The sequence below is a fragment of the Streptomyces sp. NPDC048507 genome, assembly GCF_043199995.1.
Classification (GTDB): Bacteria; Actinomycetota; Actinomycetes; order Streptomycetales; family Streptomycetaceae; genus Streptomyces.
In genome coordinates this window covers 480,215-501,302 of the sequence record NZ_JBICWZ010000005.1, presented here as the reverse complement: position 1 = coordinate 501,302, position 21,088 = coordinate 480,215, and the positions used below count along the sequence as shown (strand labels likewise).

18 protein-coding genes are annotated in these 21,088 nt (G+C 72.2%); 15 read left to right on the top strand and 3 right to left on the bottom strand.

The window, feature by feature from the left end:
• Positions 1-45: 45 nt before the first annotated feature.
• From nrtL to ACGFXC_RS17785, 14 genes are all read left to right on the top strand, one after another.
• Complete coding sequence (gene nrtL / locus ACGFXC_RS17850) at positions 46-1,032, top strand: ArgS-related anticodon-binding protein NrtL (RefSeq protein ID WP_393713746.1); 987 nt, start codon at positions 46-48, stop codon at positions 1,030-1,032.
• Between the two features lie 19 nt (positions 1,033-1,051).
• Positions 1,052-2,443, top strand: a complete 1,392-nt coding sequence (lysA, locus tag ACGFXC_RS17845) for a diaminopimelate decarboxylase (protein WP_393713744.1) — start codon at positions 1,052-1,054, stop codon at positions 2,441-2,443.
• 167 nt (positions 2,444-2,610) lie between these two features.
• A complete protein-coding gene (locus tag ACGFXC_RS17840; RefSeq protein WP_393713742.1) occupies positions 2,611-3,915 on the top strand; it encodes a homoserine dehydrogenase in 1,305 nt (434 codons plus the stop codon).
• A gap of 6 nt (positions 3,916-3,921) precedes the next feature.
• A complete protein-coding gene (gene thrC, locus ACGFXC_RS17835; protein ID WP_393713740.1) occupies positions 3,922-4,992 on the top strand; it encodes a threonine synthase in 1,071 nt (356 codons plus the stop codon).
• Between the two features lie 331 nt (positions 4,993-5,323).
• Positions 5,324-6,262 carry a homoserine kinase gene (gene thrB, locus ACGFXC_RS17830; protein WP_393713738.1) on the top strand — a complete coding sequence of 313 codons (939 nt, stop codon included), beginning with the start codon at positions 5,324-5,326 and terminating at the stop codon, positions 6,260-6,262.
• A gap of 429 nt (positions 6,263-6,691) precedes the next feature.
• Positions 6,692-8,836 carry a transcription termination factor Rho gene (rho, locus tag ACGFXC_RS17825; RefSeq protein WP_393713736.1) on the top strand — a complete coding sequence of 715 codons (2,145 nt, stop codon included), beginning with the start codon at positions 6,692-6,694 and terminating at the stop codon, positions 8,834-8,836.
• A 312-nt stretch (positions 8,837-9,148) separates the two neighbouring features.
• Positions 9,149-10,249 carry an LCP family protein gene (locus ACGFXC_RS17820; RefSeq protein WP_393713734.1) on the top strand — a complete coding sequence of 367 codons (1,101 nt, stop codon included), beginning with the start codon at positions 9,149-9,151 and terminating at the stop codon, positions 10,247-10,249.
• Between the two features lie 171 nt (positions 10,250-10,420).
• Positions 10,421-10,639, top strand: a complete 219-nt coding sequence (gene rpmE, locus ACGFXC_RS17815) for a 50S ribosomal protein L31 (protein ID WP_351822319.1) — start codon at positions 10,421-10,423, stop codon at positions 10,637-10,639.
• 118 nt (positions 10,640-10,757) lie between these two features.
• Positions 10,758-11,837 (top strand): peptide chain release factor 1, encoded by a 1,080-nt coding sequence (gene prfA, locus ACGFXC_RS17810; RefSeq protein WP_393713732.1) that lies wholly within the window; start codon positions 10,758-10,760, stop codon positions 11,835-11,837.
• A gap of 52 nt (positions 11,838-11,889) precedes the next feature.
• Positions 11,890-12,735, top strand: coding sequence for a peptide chain release factor N(5)-glutamine methyltransferase (gene prmC / locus ACGFXC_RS17805; protein ID WP_351822323.1), 846 nt, complete (start codon positions 11,890-11,892; stop codon positions 12,733-12,735).
• Positions 12,736-12,787: 52 nt separating this feature from the next.
• Positions 12,788-13,435 (top strand): L-threonylcarbamoyladenylate synthase, encoded by a 648-nt coding sequence (locus ACGFXC_RS17800; RefSeq protein ID WP_393713729.1) that lies wholly within the window; start codon positions 12,788-12,790, stop codon positions 13,433-13,435.
• Positions 13,432-14,094 carry a protein-tyrosine-phosphatase gene (locus ACGFXC_RS17795; protein WP_393713727.1) on the top strand — a complete coding sequence of 221 codons (663 nt, stop codon included), beginning with the start codon at positions 13,432-13,434 and terminating at the stop codon, positions 14,092-14,094. Before ACGFXC_RS17800 ends, ACGFXC_RS17795 begins: the two co-directional genes overlap by 4 nt.
• 108 nt (positions 14,095-14,202) lie before the next feature.
• Positions 14,203-15,432 carry a serine hydroxymethyltransferase gene (gene glyA, locus ACGFXC_RS17790; RefSeq protein ID WP_393713725.1) on the top strand — a complete coding sequence of 410 codons (1,230 nt, stop codon included), beginning with the start codon at positions 14,203-14,205 and terminating at the stop codon, positions 15,430-15,432.
• A 115-nt stretch (positions 15,433-15,547) separates the two neighbouring features.
• Complete coding sequence (locus ACGFXC_RS17785; RefSeq protein ID WP_393713723.1) at positions 15,548-16,894, top strand: MraY family glycosyltransferase; 1,347 nt, start codon at positions 15,548-15,550, stop codon at positions 16,892-16,894.
• 64 nt (positions 16,895-16,958) lie between these two features.
• On the opposite strand, the gene ACGFXC_RS17780 is transcribed toward ACGFXC_RS17785, so the two are convergent.
• Genes ACGFXC_RS17780 through ACGFXC_RS17770 form a run of 3 tightly spaced genes read right to left on the bottom strand, consistent with a single transcriptional unit; the run spans position 16,959 to position 19,868 of the window.
• Positions 16,959-18,167: a methylmalonyl-CoA mutase family protein gene (locus tag ACGFXC_RS17780; protein WP_393713721.1), complete on the bottom strand. Its 1,209-nt coding sequence runs from the start codon at positions 18,165-18,167 to the stop codon at positions 16,959-16,961.
• A gap of 7 nt (positions 18,168-18,174) precedes the next feature.
• Positions 18,175-18,906, bottom strand: coding sequence for a 4'-phosphopantetheinyl transferase (locus ACGFXC_RS17775; protein ID WP_393713719.1), 732 nt, complete (start codon positions 18,904-18,906; stop codon positions 18,175-18,177).
• A gap of 53 nt (positions 18,907-18,959) precedes the next feature.
• Positions 18,960-19,868, bottom strand: a complete 909-nt coding sequence (locus tag ACGFXC_RS17770) for a metallophosphoesterase family protein (RefSeq protein WP_393713717.1) — start codon at positions 19,866-19,868, stop codon at positions 18,960-18,962.
• 306 nt (positions 19,869-20,174) lie between these two features.
• Here ACGFXC_RS17770 and ACGFXC_RS17765 point away from each other — a divergent pair, with 306 nt between their 5' ends.
• A complete protein-coding gene (locus tag ACGFXC_RS17765; protein WP_393713715.1) occupies positions 20,175-20,930 on the top strand; it encodes a thioesterase II family protein in 756 nt (251 codons plus the stop codon).
• Positions 20,931-21,088 lie beyond the last annotated feature (158 nt).

The following is a 21,088-nucleotide window of genomic DNA, read 5'->3' as shown; positions in this document are numbered from 1 at the left end:
AAACCGGATGCGGGCGGGCGGGCCTTCTCGCCTAGGCTGGGTGCCGTGATTCCCGCCGACCTCTCTCGTGCCGTCGTACGCGCCGTACGCCGTGCCGTCGAGGGCGGTGAGCTGGGCGGGACCGTGCCCGAGCGGGTGGTCGTCGAGCGGACGCGGCCCGGCGGGGCGGGGGAGTACGCCAGCCCCGTCGCCTTCCGGCTGGCCAAGGGCGGAGACGGTACCCGCCGGGCGCCCCTCGACGTCGCGCACACCCTGGCCGGGCTGCTGCGCGCGGAGCCCGGGATCACCCGCGTCGACGTCACCGGCGCCGGGTTCCTCAACTTCACCCTCGCCCCCCGCTCCGACGCCGCCCTCGTGCGGGAGGTCCTGAGGCGCGGTCCCCGGTACGGGTACGCCGAGGGGGCCGTCGAGGCCGGTCCCTTCCGCTGGGCCGCCGCCGTCGGGCCGCGCGAGCGGGCCGTGCGCGAGGCCGTCGCCCGGCTCCGGGCCGCCCAGGGGTACGGGGAGGACCGGGAGGACCTCGCCGTCGCGCCCGTCGCCCGGCGCGACGGGGACGTCGTCGCCCGCTACGGGGCCGACGCCGCCCGCTGGGCCATGCTCGCGGTGCCGCCCCGCGAGACCCCCTCCTTCACCGCCGGGCTCCTCGCCCAGGACGAGTCCAGCGAGCCCTTCCTCGTCCGGTACGCGCACTCCCGCGCCCGGGCCCTCGTCCGGGGCGCCGCCGCCCTCGGTTTCCAAGCCGTGGCAGACGAAGACCCCGCCACTCCCGACAGCCGCGCCCTCACGGGGCTGCTCGCCGACCACACCCTCGTCCTCGAGGCCGCCGCGCACCACCGGGCGCCCGAGCGGCTCTGCCGGCACCTCGTCACCGTCGCCGACGTGCTCCTCGACCACCAGCACCACGTCCTGCCCCGAGGGGACGAGAAACCCTCGGCCGCCCACCGTGCCCGGCTGGCCCTCGCCGAAGCCGCCGGGACGGTGCTGGCCGGTGGCCTGGCCCTGCTCGGCACGGACGCCCCCGACTTCCTGTGACCCGCGAAGAGAGATTCCGATGAGCCGTTCCGCGCACCCCGCCGGGCCCCGCCACGCCGACGTCCTGCCCGAGGGCCACTACGCACCGCCGCCCGCCGACCTGAACGCGCTGGACGAGAAGGTCTGGGCGCACACCGTCGGGCGCAACGACGACGGCGTCGTGACCGTCGGCGGGATGGAAGTGACCCGGCTCGCCGAGGAGTTCGGCACTCCCGCCTATTTCCTCGACGAGGAGGACTTCCGCGCCCGCTGCCGCGCCTGGGCCCACGCCTTCGGCAAGGACGCGGACGTCTTCTACGCCGGAAAGGCATTCCTCTCCAAGGCCGTCGTGAAGTGGCTGAAGGAAGAGGGACTGAACCTGGACGTGTGTTCCGGCGGGGAGCTGGCGACCGCGCTCGCCGCCGGAATGCCCGCCGGGCGGATCGCCTTCCACGGGAACAACAAGTCGGAGGCCGAGATCCGCCGGGCCGTCGAGGCGGGCGTCGGCCGCGTCGTCCTCGATTCCTTCCAGGAGATCGCCCGCGTCGCGCACGTCGCCCGCGAGCTCGGTGTGCGCCAGCCCGTGCAGATCCGCGTGACGGTGGGCGTCGAGGCGCACACGCACGAGTTCATCGCGACCGCCCACGAGGACCAGAAGTTCGGCATCGCCGTCGCCGACGGCTCCGCCGCCGAAGCCGTCCGGCGGGCGCTGGGCCACGAGAGCCTCGACCTGCTCGGCGTCCACTCCCACATCGGCTCCCAGATCTTCGACATGGCCGGCTTCGAGGTGTCCGCCAAGCGGGTGATCCAGCTGCTGGCCGCCGTCCGCGACGAGCACGGCGTCGAGCTCCCCGAGATCGACCTCGGCGGCGGCCTCGGCATCGCCTACACCTCCGCCGACGACCCGCGCGAGCCCCACGAGATCGCCAAGGCCCTCACCGAGATCGTGGCCCGGGAGTGCGAGAGCGCCGGCCTGCGGGCCCCCCGGATCTCCGTGGAGCCCGGCCGCGCGATCGTCGGCCCCACCGCCTTCACCCTGTACGAGGTGGGGACGATCAAGCCCCTCGAAGGGCTCCGTACGTACGTCTCCGTCGACGGCGGCATGTCGGACAACATCCGCACCGCGCTCTACGACGCCGAGTACTCGGTCGCCCTCGTCTCCCGCGTCTCCGACGCCGAGCCCATGCTGGTCCGCGTCGTCGGCAAGCACTGCGAGAGCGGCGACATCGTCGTCAAGGACGCCTTCCTCCCCGCCGACCTGGCGCCGGGTGACCTCCTCGCGGTGCCGGCCACCGGGGCGTACTGCCGCTCGATGGCCAGCAACTACAACCACGCGCTCCGCCCGCCCGTCGTCGCCGTGCGCGACGGGCAGGCCCGGGTGATCGTCCGGCGCGAGACGGAGGAAGATCTCCTGCGTCTCGACCTCGGGTGATTCCCATATTTCTGGGGAAAGCCCCTCGACCCCCAAAATAGGCATCTGGGCGGTGTCTCACTCAATGGACCGAGGATGGAAACTGCTGTCCATTGAGTGAGACTGGTTCAGGACCCGCGCGCATCCGCGCGCGGGTTACGGATGGAAGATCGAAAGGCGTAGGTCGAATGATGCGTACGCGTCCGCTGAAGGTGGCGCTGCTGGGCTGTGGAGTGGTCGGCTCAGAGGTGGCGCGCATCATGACGACGCACGCCGACGATCTGGCGGCCAGGATCGGCGCGCCCGTCGAACTCGCCGGCGTGGCGGTGCGCCGTCCCTCCAAGGTCCGCGAGGGCATCGACCCGGCGCTGGTCACCACCGATGCGACGGCCCTGCTCAAACGCGGTGACATCGACGTGGCCATCGAGGTCATCGGCGGCATCGAGCCCGCCCGCACCCTGATCACCACCGCCTTCGAGAACGGCATCTCCGTCGTCTCGGCGAACAAGGCGCTGCTCGCCCAGGACGGCGCCGCGCTGCACGCCGCGGCCGAGACGCACGGGCTGGACCTCTACTACGAGGCCGCCGTCGCGGGCGCCATCCCGCTGGTCCGCCCGATGCGCGAGTCCCTCGCCGGCGACAAGATCAACCGTGTGATGGGCATCGTCAACGGCACGACCAACTTCATCCTCGACAAGATGGACTCGACCGGCGCCGGCTACCAGGAGGCCCTGGACGAGGCCACCGCCCTCGGCTACGCCGAAGCCGACCCGACCGCCGACGTCGAGGGCTACGACGCCGCCGCCAAGGCCGCGATCCTGGCCGGCATCGCCTTCCACACCCGGGTGCGCCTCGACGACGTCTACCGCGAGGGCATGACCGAGGTCAGCGCGGCGGACTTCGCCTCCGCCAAGCGCATGGGCTGCACCATCAAGCTGCTGGCGATCCTGGAGCGCGCCGCCGACGGCCGGTCCGTCACGGCCCGCGTGCACCCGGCGATGATCCCGCTCAGCCACCCGCTCGCCTCCGTCCGCGAGGCGTACAACGCGGTCTTCGTCGAGGCCGAGGCCGCCGGGCGGCTCATGTTCTACGGGCCTGGCGCCGGCGGCGCCCCGACCGCCTCCGCGGTACTGGGCGACCTCGTCGCGGTCTGCCGCAACAAGCTCGCCCAGGCAAAGGGGCCCGGCGAGTCGGCGTACACCCAGCTGCCGGTCAGCACCATGGGGGACGTCGTCACCCGCTACCACATCAGCCTCGATGTGGCGGACAAGCCGGGCGTGCTCGCCCAGGTGGCGACGACCTTCGCGGAGCACGGTGTGTCCATCGATACCGTACGTCAGCAAGGACGTCCGGACGGGGTCGGCAATGAGGCCTCCCTCGTCGTCGTCACCCACCGCGCGCCCGACGCCGCCCTTTCCGGGACCGTCGAGGCGCTGCGGAAGCTGGACACCGTGCGCGGTGTCGCCAGCATCATGCGTGTTGAAGGGGAGTAAGGACCCATGAGCAGCAATCGCACCCACCAGTGGCGCGGCATCATCGAGGAGTACCGCCACCGCCTGCCGGTGACGGACACGACTCCGGTGGTCACGCTCCGCGAGGGTGGTACTCCCCTCGTCCCCGCCCAGGTGCTCTCCGAGCGCACCGGCTGTGAGGTGCACCTCAAGGTAGAGGGCGCGAACCCCACGGGGTCCTTCAAGGACCGCGGCATGACCATGGCCATCACCAAGGCCAAGGAGGACGGCGCCAAGGCCGTCATCTGCGCCTCCACGGGCAACACCTCGGCCTCCGCCGCCGCCTACGCGGTGCGCGCCGGAATGGTCTCCGCGGTGCTCGTGCCCCGCGGCAAGATCGCGCTCGGCAAGATGGGCCAGGCGCTCGTGCACGGCGCCAAGATCCTGCAGGTCGACGGCAACTTCGACGACTGCCTGGACCTGGCCCGCGCGCTGTCCGACAACTACCCGGTGGCGCTGGTCAATTCGGTCAACCCGGTGCGCATCGAGGGCCAGAAGACGGCCGCGTTCGAGATCGTGGACGCGCTCGGCGACGCCCCCGACATCCACGTGCTGCCCGTCGGCAACGCCGGCAACATCACCGCGTACTGGAAGGGCTTCAAGGAGTACAAGGCCGACGGCCTCGCCTCCCGTACGCCCCGCGTGTGGGGTTTCCAGGCTTCCGGCTCCGCGCCGATCGTGCGCGGGGAGATCGTCAAGGAGCCGCACACCATCGCGACCGCGATCCGCATCGGCAACCCGGCCTCCTGGGACTACGCGCTGGCCGCCCGGGACGAGTCGGGCGGCTTCATCGACGAGGTGACGGACCGCCAGATCCTGGCCGCCTACCGCCTGTTGGCCGCGCAGGAGGGTGTCTTCGTCGAGCCCGCCTCGGCCGCGTCGGTGGCCGGTCTGCTGAAGGCCGCCGAGGCCGGTCTGGTCGACCCGGGCCAGCGGATCGTGTGCACCGTCACGGGCAACGGCCTGAAGGACCCCGACTGGGCGGTCGCCGGCGCTCCGCAGCCGGTCACCATTCCGGTGGACGCGGAGGCAGCGGCCGTCCGTCTCGGCCTGATCTGACCCGGGTCCCCGGGACCCCCGGGGCCACCGCGCCCCGCCCGCCCCGTTGCCGGGTTCCGGAAACTTCCGGAACCCGGCGGCGGGGCCCCGTACGGCACCGGGATCCGCGGCGGCCCGGGGGAGGGCCGCGACACGCATCGTGCGCCTCCTGTGCGCCCTATGTCGCGGGAGAACCTTCCTTCGATACGCTGTACTTACATCCGCCACCGCGCCCCGGACCGCGGTGCTGCCCCGAGGGCCTTCGGGTGTCGTACGTAGTCCAGTACATTTCGCAGCGAAGATCCCGCACCGCCACCAGATCTCGCACAGTCACAAGGAGTGTCATCGACCGATGGCAGGTCCAGCGTTCCGCGCCGCCGCCGTACGAGTGCGCGTCCCCGCCAGCAGTGCCAACCTCGGCCCGGGCTTCGACGCCCTCGGTCTGGCCCTGGGGCTCTACGACGACGTGGTCGTCCGTGTCGCCGACTCCGGCTTGAACATCGACATCGCCGGCGAGGGTGCCGACACCCTCCCGAGGGACGAGAGCCACCTCCTCGTACGTTCCATGCGCACCGCCTTCGACCTGCTGGGCGGCCAGCCGCGCGGCCTGGAGGTCGTCTGCGCCAACCGCATTCCGCACGGGCGCGGCCTCGGCTCCTCCTCGGCCGCCATCTGCGCCGGCATCGTCGCCGCGCGCGCCGTGACGATAGGCGGCGAGGCGAAGCTCGACGACGCGGCGCTGCTGGAACTGGCCACCGAGATCGAGGGCCACCCCGACAACGTCGCCGCCTGTCTGCTCGGCGGCTTCACGCTGGCCTGGATGGACGGGGGCAGTGCCCGGGCGATCCGGATGGAGCCCGCCGGTTCCATCGTTCCGGTGGTCTTCGTGCCCTCCAGCCCGGTGCTCACCGAGACCGCGCGCGGCCTGCTGCCGCGCACCGTGCCGCACGTGGACGCGGCCGTCAACGCGGGCCGTGCCGGCCTGCTCGTGGAGGCCCTGACCAGGCGTCCCGAGCTGCTGCTGCCCGCCACCGAGGACCGGCTGCACCAGGAGTACCGGTCCCCGGCGATGCCCGAGAGCGTCGCGCTCGTGGGCCGGCTGCGGGCGGACGGCATCCCCGCGGTCATCTCCGGCGCGGGCCCCACGGTCCTCGCGCTGGTCGACAACGACGCGGCCGACAAGGTCGCGCGGCTCGCGGGCGAGGGGTGGGCGGCCAACCGGCTCGCCCTCGACGCCGCGGGCGCGAGCGTCCTTCCGCTGGGTGCCCAGGGCGGCCAGACCGTGTCGTGACGACACGGCCCGCCGGGGGCGGGCGGCCGGGCAGGCCGCCCACCCGCGGACGGGGCTATTGCCGGAGATTGAGAGGGGGAATGTCTGTTGGATCCGGTAGTGTTAGTCTCAAGTGCGCATCCGAAGCCGCCATGGCTCGGTGCTCAGTGTCCCCATCCGGGACCACCTTTCTTCCGGGAGCCTCCCCGACTGCTTTGATCGCTGCCAGCAGTTTCGAGCACGCTCCGGAATCGGCGTGACATTCCCACGCTTCCAGCTCGGGGGCTTCTCGCCGGAACCACCCACGCACGTTCCCCTCCGCCGTACATCTTCCGGCGGACCACCGCCCCGGCTGCGGTCCATGCCCCATCAGGTCATGGTCTGTCGTCGGACAGCACAACCGGTCGCCGAGCCAGACAGGCCGACGTCCGCTCCAGGGAAGGACCCTTCGTGAGCGACACCACCGATCTGATGGGCGCTGCCGACACCAACGTCGACACCAGCGCCCCCGCCGCGGGCGCCGCGCCCAAGCGTCGCCGCTCCGGCACCGGCCTCGAGGGCATGGTCCTGGCCGAGCTGCAGCAGGTCGCGTCGGGCCTCGGAATCAGGGGCACCGCGCGGATGCGCAAGAGCCAGCTGATCGAGGTCATCAAGGAGGCGCAGGGCGGCAGCGCCCCCAAGGCCGCGGCTCCCGCCGCCGCCGAGGCCGCCGAGACCAAGCCGAAGCGCCGCGCCACCAGCAAGGCCCGTACGGGCGAGACCGCCGCCGTGGCGCCCGTTGAGAAGCCCGCCGTCCAGGCGCAGATCGACATTCCGGGCCAGCCGGCCGGCGGCCCCTCCCGCGCGAGCGAGGCCGAGCGCGGGGAGGAGGCCCCGGCGGGCGAGCGTCGCCGCCGCCGGGCGACCGCCCCCTCCGGCAGCCCGGAGACCTCGGCCCCCGCCGTCGTGCAGGTCGAGCAGAAGACCGAGGCCCCCGCGGCCGTCGCGGCCGAGCCCAAGGCCGAGGCGGCGACCGCCGCCCTGGCCCAGGGCCAGGGCCAGACGCAGGAGGCCGGCGAGGGCCGGACCCGCCGTGACCGCCGTGACCGCGCCGAGCGGGGCGAGCGCGGCGAGCGCGGTGAGCGGGGCGAGCGTCAGCAGGGCCGCCGCGAGCGCGGTGCCAAGGCCGACGACCAGGGCCAGGGCGGTCAGGGTCAGGGCGCTCAGGGCCAGGGCGGTCAGGGTCAGGGCGGCGGAGGCCGTCAGGACCGTGCCGACCGGCAGCAGCAGGGCGGCCGCGGCCAGGGCCAGCAGGGTCAGCAGGGCCGTCAGGACCGGCAGGACCGTCAGGACAACGGCCCGCAGGACGACTTCGACGAGGACGGCCGCCGTGGCCGTCGCGGCCGCTACCGCGACCGCCGCGGCCGTCGTGGCCGCGACGAGTTCGCGCCGAACGAGCCGCAGGTCGCCGACGACGACGTGCTGATCCCCGTCGCGGGCATCCTCGACATCCTCGACAACTACGCGTTCATCCGGACCTCGGGCTACCTGCCCGGCCCGAACGACGTGTACGTCTCGCTGGCCCAGGTCCGCAAGGCCGGGCTGCGCAAGGGCGACCACACCACCGGTGCGGTCCGTCAGCCCAAGGACGGCGAGCGCCGCGAGAAGTTCAACGCCCTCGTGCGGCTGGACTCGGTGAACGGCATGGCGCCCGAATCCGGCCGCGGCCGACCGGAGTTCCAGAAGCTGACCCCGCTCTACCCGCAGGACCGGCTCCGCCTGGAGACCGACCCGGGCGTGCTGACCACGCGCATCATCGACCTCGTGTCGCCGATCGGCAAGGGCCAGCGCGGTCTGATCGTGGCCCCGCCGAAGACCGGCAAGACCATGATCATGCAGGCCATCGCCAACGCGATCACGGTCAACAACCCCGAGTGCCACCTGATGGTCGTCCTGGTCGACGAGCGTCCGGAAGAGGTCACCGACATGCAGCGGTCGGTCAAGGGCGAGGTCATCTCCTCGACCTTCGACCGTCCGGCCGAGGACCACACCACCGTCGCCGAGCTGGCCATCGAGCGCGCCAAGCGCCTCGTCGAGCTGGGTCACGACGTGGTCGTCCTGCTGGACTCGATCACCCGTCTGGGCCGTGCGTACAACCTCGCCGCCCCGGCCTCCGGCCGCATCCTGTCCGGTGGTGTCGACTCGACCGCGCTGTACCCGCCGAAGCGCTTCTTCGGTGCCGCGCGCAACATCGAGGACGGCGGCTCGCTGACCATCCTGGCCACCGCGCTGGTCGACACCGGCTCGCGCATGGACGAGGTGATCTTCGAGGAGTTCAAGGGCACCGGCAACATGGAGCTCAAGCTCGACCGCAAGCTCGCCGACAAGCGCATCTTCCCGGCCGTCGACGTCGACCCGTCGGGCACCCGCAAGGAGGAGATCCTCCTCAACGCGGAGGAGCTCGCCATCGTCTGGAAGCTGCGCCGGGTGCTGCACGCGCTCGACTCGCAGCAGGCGATCGAGCTGCTGCTCGACAAGATGAAGCAGACGAAGTCGAACGCCGAGTTCCTGATGCAGATCGCCAAGACGACCCCGGCCGGCAAGAACGACGACTGACCGGTCCGCGTCTCACCGAAGCCGCCCCCGCCGCCTCCGCGGCGGGGGCGGCTTCGTCGTGTCCGGCGCCCGCCGGACCCGTGCGACCTTCACCACACGCCCGCCCCGGCCGCACCCCGCGCCCGCCCGTCCCCGGGGCTCCCGCACCGCCGGTGGGACACCGAGGGTGGCCGGTCCGTCACGGAACGCCGATGCCCGCTCCCCTTGTCCGCCCCGATGGTTCCCCCGCCCTCTACACCGTGGAACCCTGGAACGCACTAGTCCGTCTGAATGAGAGACGCGGCGGGCAACGCACGCAGGACTGAGGAGAGCATGAGCGAGGAAAGCAAGGGTCGCGGCCGACGCGCCGCCACCCGGCGCCGACGTAAACCGCCGCAGCGCCGGCGTGCCCTCACCATCACCGCGTGGACGGCCGCGGGTGTCGTCCTGCTGGGCGGCGGCGGCCTCGGCTGGTTCTACTTCAAGCTCAACGGCAACCTGAAGACCGTGGACATCGACCAGGCCCTGGGCAAGGACCGCCCCGCCAACGTCGACAACGGCTCGATGGACATCCTCGTCCTCGGCTCGGACTCGCGCGACGGGGCGAACAGCGAGTACGGCGCGGACGACGGGGGCTCGGCCCGCTCCGACACGGCGATGATCATCCACCTGTACGAGGGCCACAAGCAGGCCAGCGTCATATCGATACCGCGCGACACGATGCTCCCGCGGCCCGCCTGCCCCACCGGCAAGGGCAAGAGCAGCACGCCCCGCCAGCGCGCGCAGTTCAACGAGGCCTTCACCATCGGCGGGGCCGCCTGCGCGGTCAAGACCGTGGAGGCGATGTCGGGGATCCGCATGGACCACTACATCGAGGTGGACTTCACCGGCTTCAAGAAGATCATCGACAACCTGGGCGGCGTGCAGCTCACCACGACCAAGCCGATCAAGGACGGGGGCAGCCACCTCGACCTGCAGCCCGGCCCCCACAAGCTCAACGGCGAGCAGTCCCTCGGCCTGGTGCGCACCCGCAAGAGCGTCGGCGACGGCAGTGACCTGGGCCGAATACAGCTCCAGCAGGCCTTCATCAAGGCGCTGATCAAGCAGGTCAAGGGCGTCGGGGTGTTCGACAACCCCAAGAAGCTCTACGACCTCGCGGACTCCGCGACCAAGGCGATCACCACCGACAAGGCGCTCGGCGACGTGAAGTCCCTCGCGGGATTCGCCCAGGGCCTCCAGGGCATCACCGGCGAGAACATGCACATGATCACGCTGCCGGTGACGCGGGACCCGCTGGACAAGGACCGCGTGGCGCCGCTGGCCAAGGAGTCCAAGATGGTCTGGGACGCCCTGCTCGGCGACCAGCCGATCCCCGCCGCGGCCACCGAGAACTCCTCCGGGGACAAGAGCGAGGCCGGGTCCATCGTCCAGTGACGGCCCGGCCGCGACCGGCGGGAATAGCCGCACCTCCCTCCCCGTTGAGGGGAGCGTCCTCAGAATTTTGACAGGCGGCCCGGTCCTGGCAGACTGGTCTGTCGGCCCCGGTTCACGCAGTGCGCAATTCGGCTCCTGCGACCCGGCGCCCTCCCGAATCTAGGAGACACCTTGAAGCGCGATGTTCACCCCGAGTACGTCGAGACCCAGGTCAGCTGCACCTGTGGCGCGTCGTTCACCACCCGTAGCACCCTGACCGAGGGCACCATCCGTGCCGAGGTCTGCTCCGAGTGCCACCCGTTCTACACGGGCAAGCAGAAGATCCTCGACACCGGTGGCCGCGTGGCCCGCTTCGAGGCCCGCTTCGGCAAGGGCGCGGCCCAGAAGTAGCGCGACCCAGGCGCCGGTATCCGGCCGCTCCCCGATGCGACGGGGGTGGCCGGACCGGCGCCTTTGTCGTCGTGCCGACAAGCCAGCCCACTTTTGACTTTCACCACAGGAGCACCCGATGTTCGAGGCGGTCGAGGAACTGATCGGCGAGCACGCCGATCTTGAGAAGAAGCTCGCCGACCCTTCGGTCCACTCCGATCAGGCCAACGCGCGCAAGCTGAACAAGCGCTACGCGGAGCTGACCCCGATCGTGGCGACCTTCCGCGCCTGGAAGCAGTCGGCCGAGGACATCGAGACGGCCAAGGAGTTCGCGGCCGTCGATCCCGACTTCGCCGCCGAGGCCAAGGAACTGAGCGCCCAGCGCGACGAGCTCACCGAGAAGCTCCGCCTGCTGCTCGTCCCGCGCGACCCCAGCGACGACAAGGACGTGCTCCTGGAGGTCAAGGCCGGAGCCGGCGGCGACGAGTCCGCCCTCTTCGCCGGTGACCTGCTGCGCATGTACCTGCGCTACGCCGAGCGCGTGGGCTGGAAGACCGAGATCATCGACGCCACCGAATCCGAGCTCGGCGGCTACAAGGACGTCCAGGTCTCCGTCCGCACCAAGGGCGGCAACGGCGCCACCGAGCCCGGCCAGGGCGTGTGGGCCCGCCTGAAGTACGAGGGCGGCGTGCACCGCGTCCAGCGCGTGCCGGCCACCGAGTCCCAGGGCCGCATCCACACCTCCGCCGCCGGCGTGCTCGTCACCCCGGAGGCCGAGGAGGTCGAGGTCGAGATCAACATGAACGACCTCCGCATCGACGTGTACCGCTCCTCCGGCCCCGGCGGCCAGTCCGTCAACACCACCGACTCGGCCGTGCGCATCACGCACATCCCGACCGGTGTGGTCGCCTCCTGCCAGAACGAGAAGAGCCAGCTCCAGAACAAGGAGCAGGCCATGCGCATCCTGCGCTCGCGCCTGCTAGCCGCCGCGCAGGAAGCCGCCGAGCAGGAGGCCTCCGACGTGCGCCGCAGCCAGGTGCGCAGTGTGGACCGGTCGGAGAAGATCCGTACGTACAACTACCCGGAAAACCGGATCTCGGACCACCGGACCGGTTTCAAGGCGTACAACTTGGACCAGGTGCTCGACGGCGACCTCGACTCGGTCATCCAGGCCTGCGTGGACACGGACTCCGCGGCCAAGCTCGCCGCCGCGCACTGATCCCGCCCGATCCCGCACCACCCCCCGTACGACAGCAGCCCGGAGGACCAGCGTGAACTTGCTGCTTGCCGAGGTGGCCCAGGCCACCCAGCGGCTGGCCGCCGCCGGCGTGCCCTCACCGCGCTTCGACGCGGAGGAGCTCGCGGCCTTCGTGCACGGCGTCAAGCGGGGGGAACTGCACCACGTCAAGGACGCGGACTTCGACGCCCGCTACTGGGAGGCCGTCGCCCGCCGCGAGGCGCGCGAGCCGCTCCAGCACATCACCGGCCGCGCCTTCTTCCGCTACCTGGAGCTCCAGGTCGGGCCCGGGGTCTTCGTGCCCCGGCCCGAGACGGAGTCGGTCGTGGACTGGGCCATACAGGCCGTCCGGGCGATGGACGTGGTCGAGCCGCTGATCGTGGACCTGTGCACCGGCTCCGGCGCCATCGCGCTCGCCATGGCCCAGGAGGTGCCGCGCTCGCGCGTGCACGCCGTGGAGCTGTCCGAGGACGCGCTGCGCTGGACCCGCAAGAACGCCGAGGGCTCCCGGGTCAGCGTCCACCAGGGCGATGCGCTCAGCGCGCTGCCCGAGCTGGACGGCCAGGTCGACCTGGTCATCTCCAACCCGCCGTACATCCCGCTCACCGAGTGGGAGTATGTGGCCCCCGAGGCCCGGGACCACGATCCCGAGATGGCGCTGTTCTCCGGGGAGGACGGCCTCGACACCATCCGCGGCATCGAGCGCACCGCGCACCGGCTGCTGCGGCCCGGCGGCATCGTCGTCATCGAGCACGCCGACACCCAGGGCGGCCAGGTGCCGTGGATCTTCGCCGACGAGCGCGGCTGGGCCGACTCCGCCGACCATCCCGACCTGAACAACCGCCCGCGCTTCGCGACCGCCCGCAAGGCCATGCCGTGACCGGCGCGACCACCGTTCCCGCCACCACCCCGCTGTACGAGGAGGCCCGCTGATGGCCCGGCGATACGACTGCAACGACGCGACCGACCGCAAGACCGGTCTGCGTGAAGCGGCATCCGCCGTACGTCGCGGCGAGCTCGTCGTGCTGCCCACCGACACCCTGTACGGGATCGGTGCGGACGCCTTCAGCGCCGAGGCCGTCGGTGACCTGCTCGCCGCCAAGGGGCGGGGCCGCAACATGCCCACGCCGGTGCTCATCGGCTCCCCGAACACGCTGCACGGCCTGGTCACGGACTTCTCCGAGCAGGCGTGGGAGCTCGTCGACGCCTTCTGGCCGGGCGGGCTGACCCTCGTCGCCCGGCACCAGCCGTCGCTGGCCTGGGACCTGGGGGAGACCCGGGGGACCGTCGCCGTGCGCATGCCGCTGCACCCCGTCGCGATCGAGCTGCTGACCGAGGTCGGCCCGATGGCCGTGTCCTCCGCCAACCTGACGGGGCACCCCGCGCCGGAGGACTGTGACGCGGCGCGCGAGATGCTCGGCGACTCCGTGTCCGTGTACCTGGACGGCGGCCCGACGCCCAGCACCCTGCCGTCGTCGATCGTCGACGTCACCGGGAAGGTGCCCGTCCTGCTGCGTGCGGGGGCCCTGACCGCCGAGCAGCTGCGAGAGGTCGTACCCGACCTCGAGGTGGCCCCGTGAGCCCTGAGGGGCGTGGCATAGCAAGGGGCCAGGTCCCGGTGGCAGCCGGGGGAGACCCCTTCCGCATACTCCACGTCAGCACCGGCAACGTGTGCCGCTCGCCGATCACCGAGCGGCTGACGCGGCACGCCCTGTCGCACCGGCTCGGCGGCCTCGGCCTGTTCTCCGGTGACCTCATCGTGGAGAGCGCGGGCACCTGGGGGCACGAGGGGGCGCCGATGGAGGCCAACGCGGCCGCCGTCCTCGCGGACTTCGGCGCCGACGCCTCCGGCTTCACCGGCCGCGAGCTGCTGGACGAGCACGTCATACGCGCCGACCTGGTGCTGACCGCGACGCGGGACCACCGGGCGCAGGTCATCTCGATGGGCCACTCGGCGGGGCTGCGCACCTTCACGCTCAAGGAGTTCACCCGGCTCGTGCGGGCGATAGACCCGGCGACGCTGCCGCCGCTGGACGACGGCATGGCCGAGCGCGCCCGCGCCCTGGTACGGGCCGCCGCGGCGCTGCGCGGGTGGCTGCTGGCGCCGTCGCCGGACGCCGACGAGGTGTACGACCCGTACGGGGCGCCGATCACCTTCTTCCGCTCGATCGGCGACGAGATCAACCAGGCCCTGGACCCGGTGGTCACCGCCCTCACGGGCGTCACCGCCCGCCGCTGACCGCGCGGCCGCACCCCCGGCGCACGCCGCCGGGCTCGCCGCGGAGCGGGTTCAGGGGGGCGGGGCTATCGTGGCTGGTACCTGACGGGTAGCCCCTGGAGTCGCGCCATGAGCGTCATCACCCAGCCCACGGACCTGCTGCGGCAGCAGGACCCGCAGATGGCCGACGTGCTCGAAGGGGAGCGCGGGCGCCAGGCGCTGTCGCTCCAGCTGAGCGCCGCCGAGAACTTCACCTCCGCCGCCGTCCTCGCCGCCCTCGGGTCCCCGCTCGCCAACAAGTACGCCGAGGGCTATCCCGGCGCCCGCCACCACGGTGGCTGCGAGTACGCCGACCTGGCCGAACGGATCGCCGTCGAGCGGGCCAGGGCGTTGTTCGGGGTCGAGCACGCCAACGTACAGCCGCACTCGGGGTCCTCCGCCGTGCTGGCCGCCTACGCGGCGCTGCTGCGGCCCGGGGACACGGTCCTGGCGATGGGGCTCCCGTACGGAGGGCACCTCACGCACGGTTCGCCCGCGAACTTCTCCGGCCGCTGGTTCGACTTCGTCGGCTACGGGGTCGACCCCGAGACCGGGCTCATCGACTACGCGCAGGTGCAGGAGCTGGCCCGGGCGCACCGGCCCAAGGCCATCGTGTGCGGGTCGATCTCCTACCCCCGCCATCCCGAGTACTCGGCGTTCCGGGAGATCGCCGACGAGGTCGGGGCCTACCTGATCGCCGACGCGGCGCATCCGATCGGTCTGGTGGCGGGCGGCGCGGCGCCGAGCCCGGTGCCGTACGCGGACCTGGTCTGCGCGACCACGCACAAGGTGCTGCGGGGCCCGCGCGGCGGGATGGTGCTGTGCGGGGCCGAGTTCGCGGAGCGCGTCGACCGGGCGGTGTTCCCCTTCACCCAGGGCGGCGCCCAGATGCACACCATCGCGGCGAAGGCGGTGGCCTTCGGGGAGGCGGCCGGGCCGGCCTTCACGCGGTACGCGCACACGGTCGTCGCCAATGCCCGGGCCCTGGCCGCGGCCCTGCGGGAGCGGGGCTTCGCGGTGACCACGGGGGGCACCGACACCCACCTGATCAGCGCGGACCCGGCCCGGTTCGGTCTGGACGGGCCCACCGCCCGAGGCCGGCTCGCGGCCGCCGGGATCGTCCTGGACACCTGCGCCCTGCCGTACGGGGACCAGCGCGGGATCCGTCTGGGCACGGCGGCGGTGACCACGCAGGGCATGGGGGAGCGGGAGATGGCCCGGATCGCGGAGCTGTTCACGGCCGCGCTGGCCGGCGGGGCGGCGGCCACCCGCAAGGAGGTCGGCGAGCTCACCCGGGAATTTCCCCCGTACGGGGATTAATGGGGCACGGGGGGCGTACCGCAACCGGCACGGGGTAACCGCGCGTCCTCTTGAGCGATGACATCACGGCTAATGTGTGGGGCTGAGATGGCCGGCGATACATCTGGGGCAGCCCGTGCGTGAATATCTGCTGACGCTTTGCGTCACGGTCGCGGTGACCTACCTGCTGACCGGGCCCGTGCGGAAGTTCGCGATCGCGGCCGGGGCGATGCCGGAGATCCGTGCCCGCGACGTGCACCGGGAACCGACTCCGCGGCTCGGCGGCATCGCCATGTTCGGCGGTCTGTGCGCGGGCCTGCTGGTCGCCGACCACCTGCGCAACCTCAACGGCGTCTTCGAGCTGTCGAACGAACCACGGGCCCTGCTCTCCGGCGCGGCGCTGATCTGGCTGGTCGGCGTACTGGACGACAAGTTCGAGATCGACGCCCTGATCAAGCTGGGCGCGCAGATGATCGCGGCCGGCGTGATGGTGATGCAGGGCCTGACCATCCTGTGGATCCCGGTCCCCGGCATCGGGACGGTCGCGCTCACCCAGTGGCAGGGCAACCTGCTCACCGTCGCCCTCGTCGTGATCACCATCAACGCGGTGAACTTCGTGGACGGACTGGACGGTCTGGCGGCCGGCATGGTCTGCATCGCGTCGACGGCGTTCTTCCTCTACGGGTACCGGATCTGGTTCGGCTACGGCATCGAGGCGGCCGCCCCGGCGACGCTGTTCGCCGCCATCCTGATGGGCATGTGCCTGGGCTTCCTGCCGCACAACATGCATCCCGCGCGGATCTTCATGGGCGATTCCGGGTCGATGCTGATCGGCCTGGTCCTGGCCGCCTCGACCATTTCCATCACCGGCCAGGTGGACCCGGACACGATGGCGCTCTTCGCGGGCGGTGAGCGCAACGCGACGCACGCGATGCTGCCCGCCTTCATCCCGCTGGTGCTGCCGCTGAGCATCGTCGCGATCCCGGTCGCCGACCTCGTCCTGGCGATCGTGCGGCGCACCTGGAAGGGCCAGTCGCCCTTCGCCGCCGACCGCGGGCACCTGCACCACCGGCTGCTGGAACTCGGGCACTCGCACAGCCGTGCCGTACTGATCATGTACTTCTGGTCCGGGCTGATCGCCTTCGGCGCGGTGGCCTACTCGGTGAACTCCACCTCGATGTGGATCGTCCTCGCCATCGCCTCGCTGAGCGGGCTGGGCCTGGTCCTGCTCCTGCTGCCCCGGTTCACCCCGCGGACCCCGCGCTGGGCCGAGGCGCTCGTCCCGCCGCGCTACCGGCGCGCGGCGCCGGTGCGCCGCGAGGTGGCCGCCCGGACCGCCCCGGTGCCCTCCGGGGCGGCGCCGGCCGAGGGCGAGGCCGTGCGCACCGCGGCCTCGTACGGGCTGAACGGCTCCACCGCGCTGTCCGAGCTGTCCCGCCGCGGGGGCGGCGGGACCGGCACGAAGGAGCGGGAGCGCACCTGAGCCCGGGTCCGGGCCGCCGCCCCGGTGGGGCCGGCGCCCGGGGCGGGCCGTCAGGGTGGGGCCGTCAGGGGTGGGCGCCCCGGGGCGGGTAGGTGCCCCACACCCCGCGCAGGGTGCGGCAGATCTCGCCCACCGTGGCACTGGCCGCCAGGGCCGACCGCATCGGGAACATGACGTTGTCGTTGCCGCGCGCGGCCTCCTCCAGCCGGGCCAGGGCGTCGTCCACCGAGGACTGCACGCGCCAGGCCCGCAGCTTCGCCAGCCGTTCCCCCTGGCCCCGGTGGGCCGCACGGGCCTCGGGGCAGGGCGCCTGGCCGCCGTACGGGCCGGGCGGCCGGCCCTCCCGGGGCAGGACGGTCCTCTGGAACCGGCGCTCGACGGCCCGGACGGCGCCGCCCAGCCGCTCGATGCTGTCCATCAGCGCGACCGCCGCCGCCTCGATCTCCCGGGAGGCATCGGCGCGCCGCCACGGCCGGCCGCCGCCGGGCGACGGGGTGATCCGCGGCGCGGGGCCGCCCAGGCGCAGCACGGTGCGGCCGGCCCGGTCGGGGCCGAACTGCTCGTTCATGGCCCGGGTCCAGATCCGGCGCGCGGCCCGGAACTTGGCCAGGACCTCGCTCTGGCTGTCACCGTCGGAGAGGCAGAAGGTGAGCCCCGGGACGAAGGTGTCCGCGTTCATGCCCGCGGAGACCGCCGTACGGACGTAGGCGATGCCGTTGGCGAGGGTGAACGCGACCTCTTGGGCCGGATCCGCGCCGGCTTCGGCCAGGTCGTGACCGCACACGGACAGGACGTTCCAGCGGGGCAGGGAGGTCCGGCAGTACCGCAGGACGTCCCGGGTCAGGCGCATGGACGGGGCGGGCGGGAAGAGGCAGGTCCCGCCGGGGGCGATGAATTCCTTGAGCACGTCGCCCCGGACCGATCCGCGCAGCCGCGCGGCGGGAACGCCGTGCTCCTCGGCGACGAGCTCGTAGAGCAGGATCAGGGGCGCGGCCGCGGCGTCCACTTCCAGGGAGAGGGAGACCCGGTCCAGCGGGATGCCGCTGAGCAGCACCCGCATGTCGTCGATGGAGTCGACGGCGACCCCGGCGCGGCCCACGTGGCCGAAGGCGAACGGAGCGTCGGAGTCGAGCCCCGATTCGGTGGGGCGGTCCACGAGCAGCGGCAGGACGCGCGCGCCGCGGTCGACCAGCTCTCGCAGACGGGTGTTGGCGGACACCGAGGTGCTGAACCGGGGGGTCCGTTCCGCGCCGGGGGAGATGCCGGACGTCATGTGCTCCTCACGGATGTGATGGGGGGCGCCGGAGCGCCACCGGGTCGGGATGGCGGCCCGCGGCCTCCCCGCCGGTGGCGGGGGCGGCGTCCACGGTGATCGCGGTGAGGACGGTGCCCGCGCGGGCGGTCCAGCGGCCGGCGAAGGAACTGAGGCCGGGGTGGGCGCGGACCAGGGCGGGTGGGAGCACGCGGGCGGAGAAGGTGCGGCGGACCGGGTCGATCCGGATCAAGGCGTCCTCGAACGACAGCGCGAGCGATGTCTGCGGGAACCACGCCTTGTAGACGCTTTCCTTGGCACTGAAGAGCAGTTTGTCCCAGTTGAGGGAGGGATGCCGGGCGGCGAGTTCGCCGACCTGGGTGATTTCCTGCGGCAGGGCGATGCTCGCCAGCACGCCCCTGGGGAGCGGCCGGTCGGGTTCCGCGTCGATGCCGAGGGCCGCGACCCGGGATCCGTGGGCCACGGCGGCCGCGTGGTACCCGGTCGTGTGGGTGATCGCGCCGCGCACCCCGCCGGGCCAGACGGGGAGCCCGCGGGGGGTGGCGAGCAGGGGGGCCCAGGGTGCGCCCAGGGCGTCGAGCGCCTGGTGGGCGCAGTGCCGGGCGGTGGCGAATTCGAGGCGGCGGCGCTCGACCGACCTGGCCACGAGGGCCGCCTCCTGGGGGTGCAGGGAGGAGAGCGGCACGTGGTCGAACGCCTCGAAGGCGTGGACGTGGGAGGGCAGGACTTCTTCGATCATGATTCCCTTTTTTCTCGTCCCCGCCCCGCCCCGCCACGGGCTCGGGCCGTGCGCTACCAGCTGCGGGCGGCGGCCACCGCGGAGGCGTTCCCCAGGATCTGGACCGGCCGCCCCGGAGGTGTCGGGCGCCGTTCCCACTCCCGCGGGTAGCCGAGGGACACCTCGTGGTGCGGGACGCCGTCGCAGTGGATGGTGCGGGGGATGTGCAGGTGGCCGTAGACCACGGCGGCCGCGCGGTAGGCGCGGTGCCAGTCGGCGGTTCCGGTCGTTCCGCACCACAGGGCGAACTCCGGGTACCGCAGGACCCTCGTGGGGTCGCGGACCAGGGGGAAGTGGTTGACCAGGACGGTGGGCAGGTCGGGCGGTAGCGCGTCGAGGCGGTCGCGGGTGACGGCCAGCCGCGCGCGGCACCAGGCTTCTCGGGTCGGGTACGGGTCGGGGTGCAGGAGGAACTCGTCGGTGCAGACGACACCGGCTTCGTCCGCCAGCCGCAGCGCGTGTTCCTTCGAATGGGCGCCGGCCGGGCGGAAGCTGTAGTCGTACAGGACGAAGAGAGGGGCGACGACGGCCGGTCCGCCCTCTCCGTGGAACACCGGGAAGGGGTCCTCCGGCGTGATCACGTCCAGCCGGCGGCAGATGTCGACGAGGTGGTGGTACTTCTCCTCGCCGCGCAGCTGTACCGGGTCGCCGGGATCGGTCCACAGTTCGTGGTTGCCCGGTGTCCAGACCACCCGGGCGAACCGCTCCCGCAGCAGGGCCAGGGAACTCTCGATGTCGGAGACGGTCTCCCCGACGTCCCCGGCCACGATGAGCCAGTCCGCCGGGGAGCCGGCCCGCAGGCCGCTGACGATGTCCCGGTTGCGCTCGTGGCGCACGTGCAGGTCGCTGATGGCCATCAGCCTGCCGTCATGGGCGGGGGGAAGGCCCGCGCCGGGGAGCGGGAGGCGGTGGTTCTCACGCATGTCCCTCTGCCCTCCTCGGTGTCGGTCGGACCTGGCATCGGCGACCTCACCGCCCCAGAGTGATCCGTCCCAGAGTGATCCATCCCACTGCTCGGGGAAACCCCTAACCGGCCCCCTAGGCCCGCCGGGCGGGGTGTCCGGTGGGGCCGCCCCGCCCGTCGTCGTGCCGGAACCTAGGGGTGGGCGGGTCGGCGATCAGGGGTTGTCGTCGTCGGGGGATGCGCAAAGGATCGCCACCAGGTGGGACGGCGGTGGTGGTGCGGCCGACGGCCGGTGCCCCGGACCCGTATGACGAAGGGAACTGCCATGACCTCGAACGGCGTCGACAGGAATCTGTGGATGCGGCAGTTCCACCCCGCTCCCGGAGCGAAGGTGCGGCTGGTCTGCCTCCCCCATGCGGGCGGCTCCGCTCCCTACTTCCTCCCGGTGTCCAAGGCGCTCTCGCCCGCGCTCGACGTCCTGGCCGTGCAGTACCCCGGCCGCCAGGACCGCCGTGACGAGCCCGGCATCGACAACATCGCGGAACTCGCGGACGCCGTGACGGACTCGCTGCTGTCCTGGGCGGACCGGCCGATCATCATTTTCGGCCACAGCATGGGAGCCACGCTCGCCTTCGAGGTCGCCCTGCGACTGGAGGCCAAGGGCATCGTGCCGCTCAGCGTCTTCGCCTCGGGCCGGCGTGCCCCCTCACGTCACCGCGACGAGCGCGTCCACCTCCGCTCCGACGACGACCTCATCAGGGAGATCCAGTCGCTGAGCGGCACCCAGGCGGCTGTGCTGGCCGACGAGGAGATCCTGAGGATGGTCCTTCCGGCCATTCGCAGCGACTACAAGGCGGCCGAGAGCTACCGCTACGAGCCGGGACCGAAACTGCGGGCCCCGATCCAGGCGCACTTCGGCGTGGACGATCCGAAGGTTTCCCTGGACGAGGCCCGGGCTTGGGAAGAACACACCTGCGGACCGTTCGAGCTCCAGACCTACCCCGGCGGCCATTTCTATCTGAACCAGCAGGCGGGACGGATCATCGAGGCGATCTCCGCGGTCGCTTCCTCGGTGTCCTGACGCCCGCGACCGCCCGGAAGGCGTCTCACGGACCGGGCGGGCTTATGAGACGGAGTTTTGGTTGTCAGTTCAATAAGGGGAAATCGAGTGCGGCGGAGATCCGTCGGCCGTGGCTGATTTCTGCCCGTGAGGTGGCGAGTTCGAGAAGGTGGAGCAGG